The organism is uncultured Nonlabens sp. (genome assembly GCF_947495285.1).
Classification (GTDB): Bacteria; Bacteroidota; Bacteroidia; order Flavobacteriales; family Flavobacteriaceae; genus Nonlabens.
Genome location: NZ_CANLXZ010000018.1, coordinates 1 through 20,236 on the forward strand (window position 1 = coordinate 1; position 20,236 = coordinate 20,236).

A 20,236-nucleotide genomic window follows, 5' to 3' on the forward strand; every position below is an offset into this window, starting at 1 on the left:
GACCCTTGAAAACATCCATATTTAAACCTTTTTATTGACTTTAAAGATAAGTATTTAGATGATTACCTCTATAAATTAAATTTACAATTCTTGCAAAACAATATCAGATCTTACTGCAATAGATTATTTACCAGAATTTCTGAAATTAGTACTGTTAATAGAGACTTCACTGAAGGGTTTAAAACCTGAAGTAGTTATGCAAGATGTTAAAAATAATTTGGTTAAATATTTTTTGAACGAACATTTTATATAATCAAAATATAAAGGTAATTATTAGTCAATCATTGGTAACAGTCTTAATGACGTTTTTTAACTTAAGCTTATTTAGTAAGATACTGAAAATGTTAATTTTAAACACAAAAAAACCGATGCTTTACAGCATCGGTTTTGATCTTTTTCAAAGCAATTTTAATTCTAAAATTTATTTTGATGTCACGTAAAATGCGTGAATCATACCTGGTATTCCACCGAATAAGGTTAGAATAACATTGATTATAAAATCTTTACCTAATCCTTTGTTCATAGCTACACTTAAAGGCGGTAAGAAAATATTTAATATAATAGTAAGAATGCTCATAGTTAGTTTTTTTTTGATACAATCAAATTTACTGATTTACAGTGGTTTAATTTCTTAAAATATTAAGAATTGTTATTCTATTAACTATTACAAAATGTAGTTGCTTTTATTGGATATTTTTATTGATTTTGGTAACGCTACTTTTAATAGTAACAGAAGTGATAAACACAAGAATTACTGTTAGCGAAATACTTAATTCAATTAAAGAACTACTTTTTTCAAATCTGAAAATGGACTCCATGCGTTCCCTAATTTCTAATCTTATAATATTTGTTATCATATAAGACGTAAATATTACAAGAAGGGTTAATGCTAGCATAATCCATTGGAAATACTTAGTCATAGTTCTGTTAGAATAGCCTATGAGATGTAAATTATTGAATGCACTTTTATTCTTGTAAAACATTAAATTAAAAGAAAGCAACATAGCAACACAAGCTAATACAATGATGATGCAAGCAATAACAAACAAGAAAAGGAAAATAAGCTGAAAAAAGAACCAAATCTTATTTTGTTCTAAAGCTTCCTTGTTGATATCAATATTTCTATTCTCAAAAAAACTAGAAAGTTCAGGATGATCGCTTTGAGATATCTCTATCAATATTCTGCTTGGGTTGCTATTACTGTCATTTCCGTAATTATCATTTGCCCATGACATGAATTTTTCAGGTACGAGAATTGAATTTAACTTGTCACTAAAATCTATTATTCTCCCTTTAAACTTTCTTGATTTTTCTTGTCCTTCAACTTCTATCCCAAATTGCATTTGTGAAATAGTATTTTCAGAAATTACAGGTAAGTTTTTAGACTCTGCCAGTCCAAAGTTGTAAAGTTTTAAATAACTGCTTGGGATTATAATAGGGATTAAGCTATCAGATTCTTTCCACTGCCATTGATCGGTTTTTATGTCTAGGTATTTCTCTGGAATTCCCTCAAAAAACAAATCTGTTTTAAAATCGGGCATTCCTTCCTTTCTTTCTGTAAAACCCTTAATTTCAAACTGTGCGGTTGAGAAAGTCGCAAGATCTCCCACAAACTCTTGATCTCTAATTTCTTGTAATTCTTCTTCTGTAAAATAAATACTCGATTTATCAACTGTTTTGAAAACAGAAACCTGCTTGCTTGCAACAAGTACACGACTTCCCAAAACTGACGATTCATTTGTGAAATAGGGTTTCACATCTATATATAGTTGAGCTGCCAATAGGATTATAATACTTCCTATGGCAAGTACCAGTGCATATCCCAAAATTTGCTTGAGAGGTAGAATCTTAAACTGTAATCTTGCGAGTATGTTCATATCTGCAAAATTTGATCGGCATCCAGTTCGGTTGAATTTCCTAAAGAAGCTATAATAATTGATGCACTATTCTCAAGAGCATCATTTTTAATAATCTCCATAATAATTTTCATGTTGTCATCATCCAGATGGCTGTAGGGTTCATCCATCAATAATAATTTGTAGGGCATGCACAACGATCTAATAATGGCAACTCTTTGTTTTTGCCCTAAAGAAAGAGTCGCAGCGCTTTGGTTTAATTGTTTACTTAGACCAAACTGATTAAAAAGCTCTTTAATTACAGTAATCTCTTTATGTTGAGTAAGATTATTTTTGAGCAATACATTTTCTAGGGCGGTTAATTCTTTAAAGAGTTTTAGATCTTGAAAAACATAAGAAATTTGATCTTTCTTAATTTGATCCTTCTTTATACCGTGATAATGTAATGCGCCTTCATACTTTTCATGGACACCGTAAATAATATTAAGAAGAGAACTTTTTCCTTTACCAGAACCAGCTTCTATAACATACCTTTTCTCTTTTTCAAAAACTACGGATTCCTGTAAATAAATTTGAGAATCAGAAACCTGCTTATCTGAAAGGTAAGCAGGTTTGAGATTATTGAGTTCAATAAGCATGAGACTAACGATTGTTTAGATCACGATAACTATTTTCTGCAAGTTCAATGATTTGAAATAAACTATTATCATCATCATTTTTCATGTATAATGTCATTTCCATTTTGTTTTTATCAGTGACTTTATACTCCATACGATCCATCGTGTTGTTCCAACGATTTAATGTATTACTTACACGATTTCCCATTCCTCTAGTAGCTGCTTCTGGCAATCGGTCACTATTCATATCCATAGATGCGTAAAAAGGATAGTCTTTCATATTGGGCGCAAGTTTAGAATCGCTCAGTGAGTTTTCAATAGCTTTACCAGCTTTATGAGATAATGCATGAGATTCATTTGTTGTTAAAAGAGAGCTCGTATTATTCATACTTAAAAATATTTGATAGTTCTCAATTTCCATTTTCATGATTCCTTTATAATCCTCTAATTTCTCTCCCATTTTAGACCTTAGAAGGTTCTCCATGTAGTTCTTATCATTGATCCCCATAACCATTGAAAATTCAGGAATGGTTTGTTTCCTTTTATATGATCGAGAAGAATAGCGATTATTAACTTCCACCTCTTTTTCATCAACACTTATTAAAGTCATTGCAGCATTACCTTCAAATTTAGCAAGAAGGTTTTCAAGATCCATTTCATCAATGACCTTTTGGACATTTCTCATGGCGCGTTGATCATTTGCCATACCATCCTTAATTAAATTAAGGTAACCTTCCAGATTAATTGTAAAACTTCCAGCAGCGATATTATCGGCTGGTAAGTAGTTCAGCAGTTCATTGGTGACTTTATGATTGCCGGCAAGAATTTTATCATACATCTTCTCCATGTCCTCATTATAGTCCATGTTGACTTTTAAATTAACCTTATCATCATCAAAATTAAGATGAGCCATTAAGGTATTACCACTTAAATCGTAAGGAAGATTTTGCATCTCTCTTTTATATTGTGGCATTTCTGAAATAAAATCAGTTGATAGATATAGATTGATATCTTCTTGATTATCCATATAATCCTCAAAAGCATCATTTTCAAAAATATTATCATTTTCTTCTAATGTAAGCAACTCATTAGTAAGTGCATTTAAGGTGTTTTTTCCACCATAACCTTCTTTAAATAAAATAAGCGCTTTATCTCCATTAAACGCAATATTCATTCTGTTTTTAATGGAATAGATGGTAAATCCGTTTTCATTTTTCTCACTATAGTTGGTTATCTTAGACATATCCAGAATGTCTTTTGCAAACTTTGAAAAATCATTTTCATCCCATAAATGCATAGTCAGACCCATAAATGGATTGTTATTTCCGTCAGACACCATGAACATAAATATAGGATCACGTAAGTCTATCCCTGCACTCAATGGATCTTCCTGTAAATCATCTAGTATATTGTAGAACTGTCTGTTTTCACTTTTAATCTCACTTTCCAGACTTTTAAAAGAAGAAAATTCAGCCACTTTTTCAAGGTTCCCTTTTTTAGCAAGAGATTCCACATCATAAGACATAACTAGAAACGCATCTTCAGGAATTAGTGTGGTCGCAAGTTTTTCATTGGTACACGATATCAGTAGTGTATAGAGAAACAGCGTGTATAGGCTTATTCTAAAAATATTTTTCATGGTGGTTATTTAGTTGGTTGTTTGGTAAAAATAATGAACGTTGGGTTATTATTAAAATAATAATTCTGCTTTCGCGATAGCGGAAACTTGAAATATAAATAAATTATGAAAAATCACTTAAAAGAACAACTTTTCTGGTTTCAAATAATAAGTGTCCAGTTGAAATATTATTTCTTATTAGAGGTCAACCAGAAAGCATGAACTATACCTGGTAAATAACCTAAAAAGGTGAGGATTATATTTATAGTAAGATCTTTACCAGCACCTTTTTTAAGCGCAACACTTATAGGTGGTAAAAATATGTTTAATAGAATAGTAAGAATGCTCATAATGGTTTGGTTTAATTTATGTAAAATTAGTAAAAGTCGCAAATCTATAATGTAGTAAGTTGCAATAAAAGGGAATGTCTGTATTTAAAATAAGCCAAAAGATACTTATGACTAAACATGAAAAAAGCCCTGACTTTTAGTCAAGGCTTTGGTACAACAGGTAAAGGATAAGAATTAAATCCCTGTAAAAGTACTAGGAGTAATGACTCTCATTTCTGCTTTAATATCTTCACTTACGTCTAAGGTTTCAATGAAGTTTGCGATGCTCTTACCAGTAATTTTTTCATTAGTACGAGTTAATTCTTTTAAAGCTTCATAAGGATTTGGGTACGCCTCACGACGTAAAATAGTCTGTATAGCCTCTGCAACAACAGCCCAGTTGTTTTCTAGATCTTGTGCAATCTTTACCTCGTTTAATAAGAGTTTATTAAGTCCTTTTAAAGTAGCTTTAAATGCAATGATCGTGTGTGCAAGTGGTACACCTACATTTCTCAATACGGTAGAATCTGTAAGGTCACGTTGTAATCTAGATATAGGTAATTTTGCTGCTAGGTGTTCAAAAAGAGCATTTGCAATTCCTAGGTTACCTTCAGAATTTTCAAAGTCGATAGGATTTACTTTGTGTGGCATGGCACTAGAACCTATCTCACCAGCTTTAATTTTTTGCTTAAAGTAATCCATAGATATGTACGTCCATATATCACGATCTAGATCTATAAATATGGTGTTGATTCTTTTTAAGTTATCAAAAAGAGCAGCCATGTGATCATAATGCTCAATTTGTGTTGTAGGGAAACTGTGTTTTAAACCTAAACGACTCTCAACAAAATCTTCTCCAAAATGCTGCCAGTTCACTTCTGGAAACGCCACGTGATGTGCGTTATAATTACCTGTCGCACCACCGAATTTTGCTGCGTGCTGTACTTGCTCCAGCATATTCATTTGCTCTTCTATACGTACTACAAATACATAGAATTCCTTACCTAAACGAGTAGGAGATGCTGGCTGTCCGTGAGTACGAGCTAGTAATGGGATGTCTTTCCACTCTTTTGCTAGTCTATGAATATCATCACGTACCGCTTCTAACTCTGGTAAATACACATTTTCTATAGCGTCTTTAATAGAAAGAGGTATAGCAGTATTATTGATATCTTGAGAGGTAAGGCCAAAGTGTATGAACTCTTTGTGGTCAGATAATCCTAGCCTATCAAATTGTTCTTTTAAGAAATACTCTACCGCTTTGACATCGTGATTAGTCACTTTTTCTATGTCCTTAATTGCTTGTGCGTGCTCATCATTAAACTTGTGGTACAAGTCTCTTAATTGTTCTTGAGTTTGCTCAGGTAGTGGTTGTAGTTGTTTAATTCCGCTTTCGCTTAAAGCGATAAAATATTCTACTTCTACAAGAACGCGGTAACGTATTAGTGCAGACTCAGAAAAGTAATTTGCAAGTGGCTCGACTTTAGAACGGTAGCGTCCATCGATAGGAGAAATAGCTTGTAAAGCAGTAGGCATAATTGTGTCTTTAAAGCGTGCTAAATTACGGTTTTAATAATTGATTATAGATCTATTGAGAGTCTATTTTGGCTAAGATTTTTCTAGCACTAGACTTAAAACCGTTACCATAATCTTCTTGTAATTTTTGTTGTAAAACTGGCGCTAGTTCTGGATATATCCAGTTAAATTCTTTGCCTAGTTCAAAGAGACTGTAAACAGAATAAGCCATGTTTGCTGTCTTATCTGTTGTTATTAATTCTTGAAAACAACCTTCTATCATGCTTTCTCTCATGGATTTAAGAAGTAGTTTTTTTACTTTGTTATCTTTTTTGCTATAGAATTGTTTGGTTAAAATTCCAGATATTTTACACAAAGCACGCATGCCAGAAGAGTTGATTTCTAACTCGTATAATTCACCTATTTCCTTTAAAAATGGATAGCAAGCATATTCATGAATCAAGAAAGATTGCTCTAGACTCCAGCAGGCCTGGTGAGAAACGCCACTTTCTGGACGACACAATTCTATAAGTTCTGGTAACAGATTAAATTCTACAGCAGCGGTTCCCAGCCTTACACGTTCTGCCTTATAGGCTTTGAGTTTTTTTAAATTCTGTTTTAAATCTGCAGCGGTCATTGCGATCTAATTCTATTTAAATATGATATTTGCAATTTCTTTTTCTGTTCCTGCCATGTGATCACCTCCAGTAATAATGTGGTAAATACGATTTTCTTTACGTACCATAAGTGCTGGCAAATTCCGGTCTATACCTTCTTTCCATGCAGTTTTACTACTAGATTTTAATACCATGAGTCTGGTGTAACTAGTGACAGCTATAGATTCGTTTTTAAAGATATATTCGGTTACACTTCCTTGAGAAAATATATTACCATTTCTCTTTACCTGAGCTTTGTATTGAAAACTATTCTTTTTAACCACCGTTTTTCCTACTTCCTTTAAAGCACGTTCTATGTTCTCTATTCCTTTAGAATACGTCTGGTCGATATTGTAAAAACCAGGAGGTGAAAGTAATCCGTTGTGGTTGCTTATTACATATTTATATTTAGATGCTTCTAACTTAGATTTGTATAATGGTAGGTAAGAGGTAACATTTGCACTTGTGCTGTCAGTGACAGACTCTTTTATCGGCCTGGATTCTGTGGTAGGAACGATCACATCTTCTACCGTATCGTGTTCTGTGTTTTTATTATAGTCGTTGTTACAACTAACTAGAATCAAGATCGATAATAAGCTTAAAAGTGTTTTCATTATTTTTCTATATTTAAAAGATTGACTACCATGGGCACACCTTTACTTGCTTTTTCCTTAATAACAGTAAGTTTTCCATGAGACTCTATAGATGGTGCAGGGTCTATAAAATAAATAGGTGTAGTGCTAGGTGCAAAATCTTTAAGTCCAGCAGCAGGATAGACCTGTAACGATGTCCCTACTATAAGGAGTACATCTGCTTTTGAGACCAGCTCTATAGCTTGTTCCATGGCAGGTACTTCTTCACCGAACCATACTATGTGTGGTCGCAATTGAGAACCATCGGCACTTAAATCGCCTATTACTATATCGCCATCGCAATCTTGAATTTCATTGCTATTTTTAGAACTGCGTGCCTTTTTTAACTCGCCGTGTAGGTGAATTACAGTAGAAGAACCAGCACGCTCGTGTAGGTCGTCCACATTTTGGGTAATAACCTGCACATTATAATTGTGTTCTAATCTTGCGATACAAAAATGTGCATCATTAGGTGCAACTTCTTTTAATTGCGCACGACGCTTGTTGTAAAAATCTAATACTAATGCAGGGTTTGCCGCATAACCGTCTGGCGAGGCTACTTCCATAATATCATGTCCTTCCCATAAACCACCAGCATCTCTGAAGGTTGCTATACCACTTTCTGCACTAACACCTGCTCCAGATAGAACTACTAGATTTTTCATAAAATTTTATTTTAGGCTTAAAAATAGGCATTCTTTAAAAAATATGCATCTTTTAAAATTTTTGACAGCTATGAGATTTTAGTTAAAAAGGTGGTCTTTGAAGTCCTTAGGCTACTGGATAAATAAGTAGTTTAATACAGGGATGGTAGGTAAATTTATGCACAATGTTTATGTGGGTTCCGCTTTCGCGAAAGCGGACATATAACTATCTTTACCGACCTTAAAAAGTAATGGATATATGAGAGTTTCCTATAACTGGATCAAGCAATTTATCAACGTACCAAATGCGCTGGAAAAACATACTGACTTATTAACCTCTCTAGGGTTAGAAGTAGAAGGTATAGAAAAATATGAAAGCGTAAAAGGTGGGCTGGAAGGCATAGTCGTAGGATATGTAGAATCTTGCGAGCAGCATTCTAATGCAGATAAACTTAAAGTCACAAAGGTAAACCTGGGTAAAGAAACGGTTCAAATAGTATGTGGAGCGCCTAATGTCGCTGCAGGTCAGAAAGTGCCTGTTGCTACCATAGGTACTACTTTATATGATGATAAGGGTGAAGCCTGGAAAATCAAAAAAGGTAAAATAAGAGGTGAAGAAAGTCATGGAATGATATGTGCCGAAGATGAGTTAGGTCTAGGTAAATCACATGACGGTATTATGGTTCTAGATGAGAGTCTAGAGGTAGGTACACCGCTTAAAGATGTAGTAGATATAGAACTAGATCATGTTATAGAAATAGGTTTAACGCCTAACAGGTCTGACGCCATGTCGCACATGGGCGTGGCACGTGATTTAAGAGCTGGACTTGCTGTTAATGCAGACGCGGTAGAGTTTATAACGCCGTCGGTAAGTGGTTTTCATGTAGATAGTCGCTCTTCTAGAGTAGACATAGAAGTAGAAAATACAGATCTAGCACCGCGTTATTGTGGTGTAACTCTTACAGGAATTAAGGTTAAGGAATCTCCAGAATGGATTAAAAATAGATTAAACGCTATAGGTATAGCTCCTAAAAATAATGTAGTAGATGTTACTAATTATGTAATGCACGAGTTAGGACAGCCGCTACATGCTTTTGATTTATCAAAAATTACCGGTAATAAAATTATAGTAAAAACACTCGAGAAAGACACGCCGTTCACAACCTTAGATGGTGTAGAACACAAGCTTCATGAAGATGATTTAATGATTTGTGATACAGAAAAACCTTTATGTATCGCCGGTGTTTATGGTGGTGAGAATAGTGGTGTTACTAATGGTACAACTTCTATTTTCTTAGAAAGTGCTTATTTTAATCCAGTAAGCGTGCGTAAAACGGCCAAAAGGCACAATTTTAATACAGACGCCTCTTTTAGATTTGAGCGTGGTATAGATCCTAATATTACGGAATATGCTCTTAAAAGAGCGGCATTATTAATACAGGAAACTGGTGGCGGTGAGATATCTAGTGATATTACAGACTTGTATTCTCAGAAAATAGAAGATCAACAAGTGTTTTTAACTTATCAAAAGGTGAATTCTTTAATAGGTCAAGAAATACCTAAAGAAGAGATTAAAAGTATTTTAAGAACTCTAGATATAAATGTAAATAACGTTACAGAAACTGGTATAGGACTTACTATTCCTGCTTATAGGAATGATGTAACTCGCCCGGCAGATGTTATTGAGGAGATATTGAGAGTTTATGGTTATGACCGTATAGAAAGCCCTTCAAAGATTAATGCAACTATTGCAAAGTCTTCAAAACTAGAAAACAATAGAGTGCAAAATATAGTAGCACAGCAACTGGTAGGGCAGGGCTTTATTGAGATGATGGCAAACAGCTTAACGTCTGAAAAGAATCACACACTTACTGATCACATCTCGCCTAAAAACCAGGTGAGTATGTTAAATCCGTTAAGCAGTGATCTTGCTGTGATGAGACAGAGTTTAATTTATGGTGGTCTAGAAGCGATCGCTTATAACTTAAATAGAAAACAAGAGAACCTGAGGTTATTTGAATTCGGTAGTAGTTACCACCAGTATCAAGAACGTCAGTTTACAGAAAATAAGCATTTGAGTATTTTAACGGCTGGTAATACTTCTAGTCCTACATGGAATGGTCCATCACAACCAGCAGATTTCTTTTACCTTAAAGGTGCTGTGATTGCTGTTTTAAAACGTTTAGGAATTAATACTATAAATGAAAAACCTACTAAATTAGATTTCTTAAGTGAAGGTATTGCCTTAAGTAGTGGTGCAAAAATTGCCGATCTAGGTGTGGTGAAAAAGAAGGTTGCAAAGAACTTCGGTATAGAGGTAACGGTACATTTTGCAAACATTTATTGGGATGAGGTTTTAAAGATCGTTTCTAAGGAATATACTCCTGTTACTGATATACCTAAATTCCCTGAAGTGAGTAGAGATTTTGCATTGTTAGTAGATGATGCTGTGAATTTTAAACAACTTAGAGAGATTGCTTTAAATTCTGAAAAGAAGATTTTAAAGTCGGTGCAGCTTTTTGATGTTTATGAGGGTAGTAAGTTGCCTAAAGGTAAAAAATCTTACGCCTTAAACTTTACACTTCAAGATGCTAATAAAACACTTACAGATAAGCAAATAGATAAGACTATGAATAAGATACAACAGCAGCTAGAGAATCAGGCTGGTGCGGTATTGAGGTAGATAGATCTTTCTATGTTTAAAAAGATCATTAAAAGGGTAATAAGTTTGTTCAGTGCTGCGTGTACTGAACAAACTGTTATCAAGATCAACGATGACTTTTTTAATACATTGTAATCTTTGATCATTAAGGATCAATAAGCAGGTGGTGTTAAGTCTAACGGCTTTGAGTTTAGAGCTAGAAGATTTCCTAACAATGTACAAATATCTATAAATGAATCTGATGATGGTACTTATACCATTGTTGCAGATTTTTTTATCTCCTTTTGCCTATTACGCATTTCTTCTTATTACAGCAGGAATTTTTAGCTATCTATTCTCTTACTACTTTTGGACTGTTATAGGTATATCTACGTTTGTAATTCTTATCGTAAATAATTTAATAAGTTGGTCTCGTAAAAAGCATGTGGACCATTTTCTGATGAATTATTTTAAAAATAAACGTGGGTATTCTAAAAGCCCTAGAAACCCTAATGGATATTAATAGATTGTATTTTCCGCTTTCGCGAAAGCAGAAAAATTAACATTCTCATTTTGAAATTATAGAGACTCCTTTACGACCTAAACGGTGAATGAGTTACTCGTTCTTGTAACAAGGCTCATTTCATTCTCAATCGTTTAATCAAGAAGTTGTTATGTGGAGTCGTACTAATATTGAAGAAAAGCTCAAGAAATCTAAAGCAAAAAGCTTTAAAGGAACTGAAATCATGGATCAGGTGGCAGCTATTCTTAAAGAAGATGATAAGAGAGAAGATGCGATTATGGCACGTATGAAGAGTCCTCAAAAACCCACGCCTCGCAATCATTTTAATATCGATTTATTAAATAAAGATCGCATTTATCACGTAGATCAAATACAAGATATTTGTATAACCTATAGATTGCGATTTCTGGATACTAAGTATTTTAAGAACGAGATACCTTATGAAGCTTTAATGAAGATTAAAGAGATGGAAAAGGATCACGATATAGAAATGCGCGGTTTTAAAATAGTTGCTCCATCTAAGTTGTTCAAATTAGAAGATGCAGATGATCCGTTACTTTTTGCACCTATTGGAAACGGTTATTTCTATCTTATACATAAATGGGGAAATGATTTAAATCCCTTCAGAAAAATTTGGGCTTGGAATTTTAAGAGTTTTGAAAATCTTATTTTCTCTACGGTAATCGTTAGTCTTTTATTAACTTACTTAATTCCTAATGGAGTCTTCTCAAAGGATACTACAAATGTTCAATTTTTACTTATTTTCTTTTTTACTTTTAAATCTATCGCTGCTATAGTGCTGTACTATTCATTTGCGGCTGGTAAGAATTTTAATACCGCTATATGGAATTCAAAATATTTTAATGGTTAATTTATGAATTGCTATAAGTAGTTTTTCAAATCAAGGGCCTGTCTCTAATGGTCATATTTCCTTTATAGCGTGTCGTGTACTTTTTATTTATCTTTGTTGGATAAAAATATAATTATGGCAGTTAGAAAAAGAAATCCGATTTTAGGAAGTATTATGGCAGTAGCTTTTATAGGTTTTGGTGCTTATAGATTATATGCGCACTACGGTCTAGGAGAAGAGATGGCATCATGGCGACTCGTATTATCGGCTGGTTTTATAGTATATGGACTATATATCGCCTACACTTTATTGCCTAAGAAAGATGTCTAGTAAAGAAGATAATAAACGTAAATACACCTTATTATTATCTATAGCTTTTATAGGTATAGGTGCATGGAAACTCTACGATAAGTTTGTACAAAATTCTGATGTAGAGAGTTACCAATGGATTCTTGCAGCAGGACTTATAGTTTTAGGAATCTATCAATTAATAGGGCTAAGAAAAAAGTAGTTCTACAAAAAGGTTACTTTTATAAAATAGAAAACGGCTATCCGATTTAATGGGATAGCCGTTTTCTATTTTAATAAGAAACTATGTTTAAAGACCTTGTTTTATCGCAGCCATTTTAATAGCTGCCACAGCCGCTTCACTACCTTTATTACCATGAATACCGCCGCTGCGTGCAACAGATTGTTCATGAGTGTTATCTGTTAAGACACAAAAGATGACCGGTACTCTAGATTTATTTAAATTTAAATCTTTAATACCACTAGTAACACCGTTACAAACAAAGTCAAAATGTGCCGTCTCACCTCTAATAACGCTACCTATAGCTATGATAGCATCTAGAGGTTTACGTAGTTTGCTATCTTTAATAGGGTAAGTTGCATATTGCATGTTCTTACATCCGTAGATAAGTTCAAAAGAACCAGGTACATCCATACGGAAAATACGCTCTGGATCAATACCACAATCTAATAAGGTCTGTTGAGCACCTTTAAAAAGGTTTTCAGTAATATCATCATTCCACTCAGACACAACTATACCTATACGCATGTCAGTAGCGTCTGGCATACTTTCTTTATCGTAATGTGATAGGTTTTTTCCTACGGTTGCCATAGTGTTTTAGTTAGAAGCTGCTTGAGCCTGTCCTAGAAGTACTTGTGCTGTCTTAAATTCTACAGCATTAGGATAATTTTCTTTAATTCTTTCTAGAGCTTTTACAGCAGTACTGTTATCTCCAGTAGTTAGAGCTATTTGAGCAGCTTTAAGTAAATACTTAGGAGTTGTAAATTCATTTTCATTAGTATCTGCAGCGTCCATGTAATAAGAAACAGCATCACCAGCCTGACCAGCCTGTACTAGTGCATCACCTATTCCAGCTTGTGCGATAGACTGTAATACAGAATCACCACCGTCATAAGCCTTAAGGTAATCGATAGCTTTTTGAAGCTTATCACCACCTATATTTAAAAATGCCATACCAGCCTGGTAAGTAGCAATGTTACCTACATCTGTACCACTGTACTCTTCAGATATTTGAATTAAACCATATTTTCCATTAACACCTTCTAGTGCTAGGGTATAAAGAGAGTCTTTTTCTTTACCAGTAGAGTTGAGAGCAAGATCATAGTATTTGTTTGCTTCAGTAGTTTCAGAAGCTGCCTCTTCTTGTTTAGGTTCTAGAACAAACTGACTATATGCCCAAGCGCACAATGCGCCTATAGCTATAACAGCAACTATTATAATAAGAGGCTTTTGGTTTCTTTCTAACCATTCTTCTGTTTTGTTAGCACCTTCATCTAGAGTGCTAAATACTTCAGCTGTAGTAGATTCAGAGTCATCAAAGATCTCTTCTTTCTCTTCTTTTTCTGGTTTTGTTTTGGATTTGTATCCTCTTTTGTTATAAGTAGCCATAGTAGTCATTAATTGAACGCGCAAAAATATAATTTTTATCCATATATAAAAATGTGTGAAAGCTTTATTCTCTACCTTTTCTTAGGTTAAATTTGCAAACCTGTTTTAAAGATCGTTATAATTCCGCTTTCGCGAAAGCGATAAAGTTACAATCATTTAATATTCAATATTTTATATTATTTTTCTATGCATCTTAACTCTATTAGTCTTATTAACTATAAAAGTTTTTCTTCGGCCGAATTTGACTTCGATCAAAAGATAAATTGCTTTGTAGGGAACAATGGTGTGGGAAAAACTAATGTTTTGGACGCGATTTATCACCTTGCTTTTGCAAAAAGTTACTTTAATCCTATCACTATTCAAAATATTAAGCATAGTGAAGAGTTTTTTGTGGTTAACGGTAATTTTTTAAAAAACGATCAAGATGAAAAGATAGTAGTCAGCGCAAAAAAAGGGGTGAAGCGTGTAGTAAAACGCAATGGTAAAATCTATGATAAAATTAGTGATCATATAGGGTTAATACCTCTTGTTATTATCTCTCCAGCAGACAGGGATCTTATTATAGAAGGTAGTGATACGAGACGTAAGTTTTTAGATGGTGTGATATCACTAAGCAACTCGTTGTATTTAACTAAACTAATTAATTATAATAAACTGATACAGCAGCGCAATGCATTGCTTAAGTATTTCTTTATTAATCGTACTTTTGATAGTGATGCTCTTGCTGTTTATGACGAGCAACTAGTTGTAATAGGAGGCTACATTCATAAAACTAGAACTGAATTTTTAAAATCATTTACTCCTATTTTTAAGAAGTATTATCATCAAATTTCTCGATCTGAAGAGGTAGTTGATATTTACTATAAAGCCGATTTTAATAATGTAGATCCTGCACAAGTTTTAAAAGCTGCGCAACAAAAGGATATGCAATTGCAGTACACAAGTGTGGGAACGCATAAGGACGACATGTTATTCTTGCTGGATAATCATGCCGTAAAAAAATTCGGTAGTCAGGGACAACAAAAAAGTTTTCTAACTGCATTAAAACTGGCGCAGTTCGAGTTTATTAAACAAGAAAGTGGTACCGTGCCTATCTTGCTATTAGATGATATTTTTGATAAATTAGATGAGTCTAGAGTGGCACAAATTATAGATATGGTTAATGATGATCAATTTGGGCAGTTGTTTATAAGTGACACACACCCAGAAAGAACAGAAGCGGTTATTAAACAAACAGAGCAATCTTATAAGATATTTAAGTTATGAAAAACCTAATTTACATAGTACTAGTTTTTTTACTTATTTCATGTAATTCTAACGAAGAAAAGATAAAAGCCATAGAAGGTTACTGGAATATAGATCAAGTGGTTTTACCTAATGGAAGTGAGCGTGAGTTCCCTTTTTCAAATCATATGGACCATTTTGAAATAGATGGATTTAAAGGGGTTAAAAATCGTGTAAGTCCAACTTATGATGGTAGCTTTGTATCCTACGGTGATCCTGTTAGTTTTGTTTGGGAAGAAAGGGATGGTGATTTATGGCTTTCTTTTAAAGAAGGGGAACAAGCTTACAATCAAAAAGTTGAGAAGGCAACAGAGCAGACTTTGATTTTAATTCACGAGAACGGTACGAGCTACACCTATAAAGCATACACGCCAGATGAGAAATAATAAGAAGAACGATTTTTTAAGCATGAGTGATTTATTGAGTGATTTTAAATCACAAAGTAAGTTGCAAAAAGGTTTTGTAAAAGTAGACGTAGAAGGTGCGTGGAATACAATCATGGGACCAGGTGTTACTAACTACACCACACAGTTAAAGTTTACAGCAGGAACTTTATTTGTTAATTTATCATCTTCTGTATTAAGACAGGAACTTATGTACGGTCGCACCATGATTATTAAAAACCTTAATGAACACCTAGGTAAGGATATGATAGAGAAAATAGTATTGAGATAAAATCTGTGTTTTATTTAAATCGTATAGGAGCACTATCTACTTCTTCACTAGCTTTTACCTCTCTAGCTTTGACCATTTTCTTTTTAAAGATGCGTTCATATAGTTCTTTTAGACTGTCAAAGTCTATGCGGTATTGCAGTCCTAAACCTTGAGTATAGTCTTCTTGTTGTCCTAGTTGTTGTAAGGTGTTTTCTCTATTAAATAGTTTTAAACGTAGGGTGCCATCTTCATTTATTAAGAATTCAATTTCTACATTACCTATTACAGCTCTTTCACTAGAACTGGTTGAGCCCACAGGGACACCTAATTTTCCATTAATCAATACGCGATCGGTAATTTGCGTACTTAAAGTTATACCAAAACGATCTGCGCGCTCTAGGTCAGAATTAGGATTGCGTTCTGACGCTTCATAACTTACCCCAAAATCAAATTTACTATCCTCACGACTTACTAGATCATTAACAATTCCTGTGACGCTCTCTACTACGTTACCAGTGACTGCGTTTTGTCCTATGCTGTTGGGGTTATAGAAAGAGCCAGTAGCAACTAGGGACAGCGCTTGCAGCTGTCTTTGAGATTTATCATCTAGTCTATACTGTAATTCAGAGCTTACCACAGAATTGGTATTAGGAAATCTAATAACAAACTCAGGATCAAAGAAACTTAAGTCACCTTGTAATTTAGTAAGAACCTCTACCGGTACTTGTGCGTTAAGGTTAGGGTTATCTAATAAAATAGAAGGGTTTGCTCTTGTAATGTAAATAGCTTCTACGTCGATATTAGCATTAGTAGGATCTCCATTCCAGTCCATAGTCCCACCTGGTTCGATGGTAAAGTTTTTATTTACGATACCAGCATATTTAAAATTGTATATTCCTTCTGTAACGATAAAATCACCATTCATTATAAATTTACCGTTAGTATTAATTTCTAATAATAGATTACCGACACCTCTACCGCGTATATAACTGCCGTTAGTTGGGTCTACTGTAATTTCAACTTCAGCATCAGGGGTAACTTGTAGTTCAAACCTTAGCTCTAGACCGCTTATCTTATTGGTTATAACTTGCTCGCCAGAAATACGTGCTTTCTTTTCTTCTGGACTTAAGAAATATATGGCAGACGTATCTCCTAGGGACTCACCGTCATCTATAGGAACCTTAAATACAGTTCCTTCTCCAGTAGTAGCGATCACGTTTATAAATAGCTCATTTGTAGGACCGGTGATGGTAGCCTGTCCATCGATAAATGCGGTTCCATAATAAAGAGCATCTGGTGTGAGTTGCGTGTCTAAAGCAAGTAATTTTTCTGATTCTATTTTAAGGTCTAAATCCCAGAAACCAAAGTTTTTATGATTTATAGCACCAGATAACACACCTCTAGTATTGTATTTTGTATCCTTAATTTGTAAGTTATTAAAGTCAAATGAGGTAGATGTAATCGATATTTTTGAGTTATTTTCTATGTCAAAATCGGTATTGAGGTAAGGAATTCTTAAACCTGCATCTCTCATTTTAAGAGAGCCGGAGATATCTGGCGCTTGTACATCTCCTGTTAGTCTCGCTTGACCAGATGTAAAACCTCTTATATTATCTAAAACCTCACCGCCTAATGGGCTTAGGGCATAAAGGTTAAAGTCTTTAAAAACAGCATTTACATCTATAGTACTAGCTTCTCCACTGGCGTCTATATACCCAGATGCTGTAAATGTTTTTTGAACATCATCTTTAAGTTGCGCATTAACATCAAACCTACTTAAATTATCGTTACCTATAACAGATAGTTCAAAATCACCCAAAGGAGTTTCATTCACTTCTAGTCCTTTTACTGTGAAATCACTGGTAGGTGCATACTTACCATCAAATTGTTTTAAAGATAGATCTCCATCTATATGACCTTTGAGTTTTAAACTGTCTATAGGAGATGTTAAGCTAGAGACTCGTACATCTTTAAATCCTATGTGTAGATCTTTACTGTCTTTTCTAGCTACATGACCTACTATGGTGATTAATTCTTCTTGGTGTTTTACAAGTAGACTGTCTAATTTAAATGTTTTGAAATTATGGTCAAAGTTTAATTTTACTTCTCGGTCTTGTTTATTTAGAAACCATTTTTGACCTTGAAAAATGACATCACTTTTTCTTATTCCTACTACAGACTCGTTACTATCATTAACAGTATGATAGAAACTTAAATTGAATTTATCGGTTTCACGTGCCATACTGTTAAATTTAGTACGGAAAAGCAAGGTGTCCTTATTAGTAACATTAATCAACTGAAAATCTTCAATGTCGTAAACATCATTCTTTACTTGATCTATTTTAATGAACGTATTAAATAGTGGATTCTGATTGTTTATTTGAACGTTAACCTGATCCAGTTCAATACCATAAACCTTTATATCTGGCGATCTAAATGTCATTCTAAACTGGGCCTCGTTACTAGCCACTTGACCTTTTAAAATAGTGTTTTCTCCTAAATCAATTTCAGGAAACACGAGATCAACGATTTTATCGTAAATCTTAAATTCATAATCCAGATATTGGTCTTCAGTAATATTTTCTGACCTGTAATTTGTGTAAACGTTACCTAGGCTATTTTTAAATAGTTCTGGTATCTCAGCAATTTTAAATATTCCAGATAATTCACCTTCTATAATGTCAGGGCTGTTTATTGTTATTAATCGCTCTTCATTTTTAAAAGACGATTTTATAGCAAAATCTTCAAAAACATAATCATCATTATGATTTTTATAGCTAGCATCGTTAATTTTTATAGAACCGATAGCATCATCTAGAGTGGTACCTTTCATATTCATGATGACATTTCCTTTTAAAATAGAAAGAGAATCACGAGTAAATAAATTAATGGCTTTTAAATCTGCATATTCTATTCTAGCCTTAAAATCATAAGTATTAACGGCTGCAGTAAGATCAGCTAGTCCGTTAAAGTTCATTTTAACATTAGGGTCATTTATAGATACTTTCCCTTTGAAAATAGGTTTTTTAAATTTTCCATTAATAACTATATTTTTATAAGAATAGCCGTTAAAATCTAGTTGAGCTACTTTACCTCTGAGTGTCGTGTTTATCTTTTCAGGGTCAAAACCACGGCCGTCAACATCTAGGTTTAACGTTACTGTACCAAATTCTTCTAGATGAAGTAAAGAACCTAGTTGAATTTCATCTAATTTTATGTTCCCTTTATAAGCTATATTTTCACTTTGAATATCATTTAAAACTAAATCAGAATTGAAATGTCCCTTGCGTGTAGATCCAGATAATTTAGTTATTACTCGATTAGAATCAACACTAGCATATCCTATAGCCTTAACGGTTCCTAATTGATTTAATTCACCAGGCATCGTTTTACCTAGAATATTTGGTAAGAAGCGTTTTAAATCTGTATTACTTACTTGCAGATTATTAAAATCACCTTCTATAAAAAAGTCATCTTTATTTTCTATGAGGTTCTTAAATCTCATTTTGCCATCGATAGTAATATCGCTCAGTGTAGTTGCGAGCATGTTACTTACGGTAAAATCATTTAATGGACCTTTTAGTACGCCTTTTAACTTTACCGTTTCATTCTCAATTATTTCATTATAGAATTTTCTTAATTCATTAGTAGATAAATCGGCATTTTTAATATGAAAATCCCAAGATACTTTATTGACAAAATCGATAAAATCTTCTCTTTTGTAAGACATTTTTAAATCACCTTCCAGCATAGAGCCAGCCGTATTAATAACTAGATCTGTCGCAAGTATTTGTGATGGAGTGTAAGAAAAGTCAGCTTTAAGACTTTTAACTTTTAAAACTTTAATACCATTTACATTTGGTTTCATTACACCGGTGTACATGTCAAAACTTGCATCTTCTATTACGGCCGATATGTTAGATCCCTCAATTTTCAATCCATCAGATTGTAGATTAAAATTTGTTGCGATAAATGATTCAGGATACTTTAAATTTTCATCCACTATACTAATTCTAGAATTAGTAATATTTAAATCGTCAGTAGTGAGTATAAATGGGCTCTTAGATGGTCCACCATCACTTTTTCTGAACTTATGAAGCAACTCTGTTAAATTATCATCGCTATCACCTTTATACCTTTTCATATTAAAGAAGAGCCCATCTATAGAAGTGTCTCCTAAATCTGGCTGTCCACTTAACAAAGCATTAAAACCCAGTATGGAAGAGGTAAGCTTTTTAAAATAAAATATAGTATCCTTTTGAGAGTCTAAAGCCCTCGATTCTTTAATTATAACGTCCCCTGAAAAAGAAACGTCTATAGCTTCTATTTTTATATTTGTATTATATTCTTCGTTGAGATAGGTCGTCGCGCGACCTGCAACTGCGGTTTGCACAGCTGGGAAAGAGAATACTACTACTAACAACATAAATAGTATTAGAAGTACAAGAGTGGCTTTCGCTAGTATTTTAAGAAGCTTCTTAATGATATATCATTTACTT

20 protein-coding genes are annotated in these 20,236 nt (G+C 33.6%); 8 read left to right on the forward strand and 12 right to left on the reverse strand.

The genetic code is table 11. The features are described 5' to 3' along the window. Window positions 1-421: 421 nt before the first annotated feature. From Q0838_RS08845 to Q0838_RS08885, 9 genes are all read right to left on the reverse strand, one after another. Window positions 422-577 carry a YqaE/Pmp3 family membrane protein gene (locus tag Q0838_RS08845; protein WP_298953698.1) on the reverse strand — a complete coding sequence of 52 codons (156 nt, stop codon included), beginning with the start codon at window positions 575-577 and terminating at the stop codon, window positions 422-424. Between the two features lie 106 nt (window positions 578-683). Next, the gene (locus Q0838_RS08850; protein ID WP_298953700.1) at window positions 684-1,877 is read right to left on the reverse strand and encodes an ABC transporter permease; all 1,194 of its coding nucleotides are present in this window, start codon (window positions 1,875-1,877) and stop codon (window positions 684-686) included. Continuing rightward, window positions 1,874-2,494 carry an ATP-binding cassette domain-containing protein gene (locus tag Q0838_RS08855; protein WP_298953703.1) on the reverse strand — a complete coding sequence of 207 codons (621 nt, stop codon included), beginning with the start codon at window positions 2,492-2,494 and terminating at the stop codon, window positions 1,874-1,876. The genes Q0838_RS08850 and Q0838_RS08855 overlap by 4 nt, the downstream gene beginning before the upstream one ends. Before the next feature lie 4 nt (window positions 2,495-2,498). Beyond that, on the reverse strand, window positions 2,499-4,112 hold the full coding sequence (locus Q0838_RS08860) for a DUF4836 family protein (protein ID WP_298953704.1): 1,614 nt from the start codon (window positions 4,110-4,112) through the stop codon (window positions 2,499-2,501). Between the two features lie 167 nt (window positions 4,113-4,279). After that, window positions 4,280-4,441 carry a YqaE/Pmp3 family membrane protein gene (locus Q0838_RS08865; protein ID WP_298953707.1) on the reverse strand — a complete coding sequence of 54 codons (162 nt, stop codon included), beginning with the start codon at window positions 4,439-4,441 and terminating at the stop codon, window positions 4,280-4,282. A gap of 174 nt (window positions 4,442-4,615) precedes the next feature. After that, entirely contained in the window at window positions 4,616-5,959 is a 1,344-nt protein-coding gene (purB, locus tag Q0838_RS08870; protein WP_298953870.1) for an adenylosuccinate lyase, read from the reverse strand. Between the two features lie 49 nt (window positions 5,960-6,008). Further along, window positions 6,009-6,572, reverse strand: a complete 564-nt coding sequence (locus tag Q0838_RS08875; protein WP_298953710.1) for an adenylosuccinate lyase — start codon at window positions 6,570-6,572, stop codon at window positions 6,009-6,011. A 12-nt stretch (window positions 6,573-6,584) separates the two neighbouring features. After that, complete coding sequence (locus Q0838_RS08880; protein WP_298953713.1) at window positions 6,585-7,205, reverse strand: hypothetical protein; 621 nt, start codon at window positions 7,203-7,205, stop codon at window positions 6,585-6,587. Further along, window positions 7,205-7,888, reverse strand: a complete 684-nt coding sequence (locus tag Q0838_RS08885; protein WP_298953716.1) for an NAD-dependent deacylase — start codon at window positions 7,886-7,888, stop codon at window positions 7,205-7,207. Before Q0838_RS08885 ends, Q0838_RS08880 begins: the two co-directional genes overlap by 1 nt. 238 nt (window positions 7,889-8,126) lie before the next feature. Here Q0838_RS08885 and pheT point away from each other — a divergent pair, with 238 nt between their 5' ends. From pheT to Q0838_RS08910, 5 genes are all read left to right on the forward strand, one after another. After that, window positions 8,127-10,550, forward strand: coding sequence for a phenylalanine--tRNA ligase subunit beta (gene pheT / locus Q0838_RS08890; protein ID WP_298953718.1), 2,424 nt, complete (start codon window positions 8,127-8,129; stop codon window positions 10,548-10,550). A 220-nt stretch (window positions 10,551-10,770) separates the two neighbouring features. Beyond that, window positions 10,771-11,031 carry a hypothetical protein gene (locus tag Q0838_RS08895; protein WP_298953721.1) on the forward strand — a complete coding sequence of 87 codons (261 nt, stop codon included), beginning with the start codon at window positions 10,771-10,773 and terminating at the stop codon, window positions 11,029-11,031. Window positions 11,032-11,182: 151 nt separating this feature from the next. Continuing rightward, window positions 11,183-11,902: a hypothetical protein gene (locus Q0838_RS08900; RefSeq protein WP_298953724.1), complete on the forward strand. Its 720-nt coding sequence runs from the start codon at window positions 11,183-11,185 to the stop codon at window positions 11,900-11,902. Between the two features lie 114 nt (window positions 11,903-12,016). Then, window positions 12,017-12,211: a hypothetical protein gene (locus Q0838_RS08905; RefSeq protein WP_298953727.1), complete on the forward strand. Its 195-nt coding sequence runs from the start codon at window positions 12,017-12,019 to the stop codon at window positions 12,209-12,211. Then, a complete protein-coding gene (locus Q0838_RS08910; protein WP_298953730.1) occupies window positions 12,204-12,392 on the forward strand; it encodes a hypothetical protein in 189 nt (62 codons plus the stop codon). The genes Q0838_RS08905 and Q0838_RS08910 overlap by 8 nt, the downstream gene beginning before the upstream one ends. Before the next feature lie 87 nt (window positions 12,393-12,479). Here the strand turns inward: Q0838_RS08910 and ribH are convergent, their stop codons facing one another. Both ribH and Q0838_RS08920 read right to left on the reverse strand, forming a co-directional pair. Continuing rightward, window positions 12,480-13,001 carry a 6,7-dimethyl-8-ribityllumazine synthase gene (gene ribH, locus Q0838_RS08915; protein ID WP_298953732.1) on the reverse strand — a complete coding sequence of 174 codons (522 nt, stop codon included), beginning with the start codon at window positions 12,999-13,001 and terminating at the stop codon, window positions 12,480-12,482. Window positions 13,002-13,007: 6 nt separating this feature from the next. Next, window positions 13,008-13,823 carry a hypothetical protein gene (locus Q0838_RS08920; protein ID WP_298953737.1) on the reverse strand — a complete coding sequence of 272 codons (816 nt, stop codon included), beginning with the start codon at window positions 13,821-13,823 and terminating at the stop codon, window positions 13,008-13,010. A gap of 162 nt (window positions 13,824-13,985) precedes the next feature. On the opposite strand from Q0838_RS08920, the gene recF reads away from it, so the two are divergent. From recF to Q0838_RS08935, 3 genes are read left to right on the forward strand one after another with little or no spacing between them, the layout of a single operon-like run. Beyond that, window positions 13,986-15,065, forward strand: a complete 1,080-nt coding sequence (recF, locus tag Q0838_RS08925; protein ID WP_298953739.1) for a DNA replication/repair protein RecF — start codon at window positions 13,986-13,988, stop codon at window positions 15,063-15,065. Continuing rightward, a complete protein-coding gene (locus tag Q0838_RS08930) occupies window positions 15,062-15,469 on the forward strand; it encodes a lipocalin family protein (RefSeq protein WP_298953742.1) in 408 nt (135 codons plus the stop codon). Before recF ends, Q0838_RS08930 begins: the two co-directional genes overlap by 4 nt. After that, a complete protein-coding gene (locus tag Q0838_RS08935; RefSeq protein WP_298953745.1) occupies window positions 15,459-15,758 on the forward strand; it encodes a DUF721 domain-containing protein in 300 nt (99 codons plus the stop codon). The genes Q0838_RS08930 and Q0838_RS08935 overlap by 11 nt, the downstream gene beginning before the upstream one ends. Before the next feature lie 10 nt (window positions 15,759-15,768). Here Q0838_RS08935 and Q0838_RS08940 read toward each other — a convergent pair whose 3' ends face one another. Next, the gene (locus Q0838_RS08940) at window positions 15,769-20,163 is read right to left on the reverse strand and encodes a translocation/assembly module TamB domain-containing protein (protein WP_298953747.1); all 4,395 of its coding nucleotides are present in this window, start codon (window positions 20,161-20,163) and stop codon (window positions 15,769-15,771) included. Between the last annotated feature and the right edge of the window lie 73 nt (window positions 20,164-20,236).

What these genes read in the sequence shown, in the direction of transcription:
- Q0838_RS08845 (WP_298953698.1), bottom strand. Translation starts at nt 577, where the DNA reads ATGAGCATTCTTACTATTATATTAAATATTTTCTTACCGCCTTTAAGT.
- Q0838_RS08850 (WP_298953700.1), bottom strand. Translation starts at nt 1,877, where the DNA reads ATGAACATACTCGCAAGATTACAGTTTAAGATTCTACCTCTCAAGCAA.
- Q0838_RS08855 (WP_298953703.1), bottom strand. Translation starts at nt 2,494, where the DNA reads ATGCTTATTGAACTCAATAATCTCAAACCTGCTTACCTTTCAGATAAG.
- Q0838_RS08860 (WP_298953704.1), bottom strand. Translation starts at nt 4,112, where the DNA reads ATGAAAAATATTTTTAGAATAAGCCTATACACGCTGTTTCTCTATACA.
- Q0838_RS08865 (WP_298953707.1), bottom strand. Translation starts at nt 4,441, where the DNA reads ATGAGCATTCTTACTATTCTATTAAACATATTTTTACCACCTATAAGT.
- Q0838_RS08875 (WP_298953710.1), bottom strand. Translation starts at nt 6,572, where the DNA reads ATGACCGCTGCAGATTTAAAACAGAATTTAAAAAAACTCAAAGCCTAT.
- Q0838_RS08880 (WP_298953713.1), bottom strand. Translation starts at nt 7,205, where the DNA reads ATGAAAACACTTTTAAGCTTATTATCGATCTTGATTCTAGTTAGTTGT.
- Q0838_RS08885 (WP_298953716.1), bottom strand. Translation starts at nt 7,888, where the DNA reads ATGAAAAATCTAGTAGTTCTATCTGGAGCAGGTGTTAGTGCAGAAAGT.
- pheT (WP_298953718.1), top strand. Translation starts at nt 8,127, where the DNA reads ATGAGAGTTTCCTATAACTGGATCAAGCAATTTATCAACGTACCAAAT.
- Q0838_RS08895 (WP_298953721.1), top strand. Translation starts at nt 10,771, where the DNA reads ATGATGGTACTTATACCATTGTTGCAGATTTTTTTATCTCCTTTTGCC.
- Q0838_RS08900 (WP_298953724.1), top strand. Translation starts at nt 11,183, where the DNA reads ATGTGGAGTCGTACTAATATTGAAGAAAAGCTCAAGAAATCTAAAGCA.
- Q0838_RS08905 (WP_298953727.1), top strand. Translation starts at nt 12,017, where the DNA reads ATGGCAGTTAGAAAAAGAAATCCGATTTTAGGAAGTATTATGGCAGTA.
- Q0838_RS08910 (WP_298953730.1), top strand. Translation starts at nt 12,204, where the DNA reads ATGTCTAGTAAAGAAGATAATAAACGTAAATACACCTTATTATTATCT.
- ribH (WP_298953732.1), bottom strand. Translation starts at nt 13,001, where the DNA reads ATGGCAACCGTAGGAAAAAACCTATCACATTACGATAAAGAAAGTATG.
- recF (WP_298953739.1), top strand. Translation starts at nt 13,986, where the DNA reads ATGCATCTTAACTCTATTAGTCTTATTAACTATAAAAGTTTTTCTTCG.
- Q0838_RS08930 (WP_298953742.1), top strand. Translation starts at nt 15,062, where the DNA reads ATGAAAAACCTAATTTACATAGTACTAGTTTTTTTACTTATTTCATGT.
- Q0838_RS08935 (WP_298953745.1), top strand. Translation starts at nt 15,459, where the DNA reads ATGAGAAATAATAAGAAGAACGATTTTTTAAGCATGAGTGATTTATTG.
- Q0838_RS08940 (WP_298953747.1), bottom strand. Translation starts at nt 20,163, where the DNA reads ATGTTGTTAGTAGTAGTATTCTCTTTCCCAGCTGTGCAAACCGCAGTT.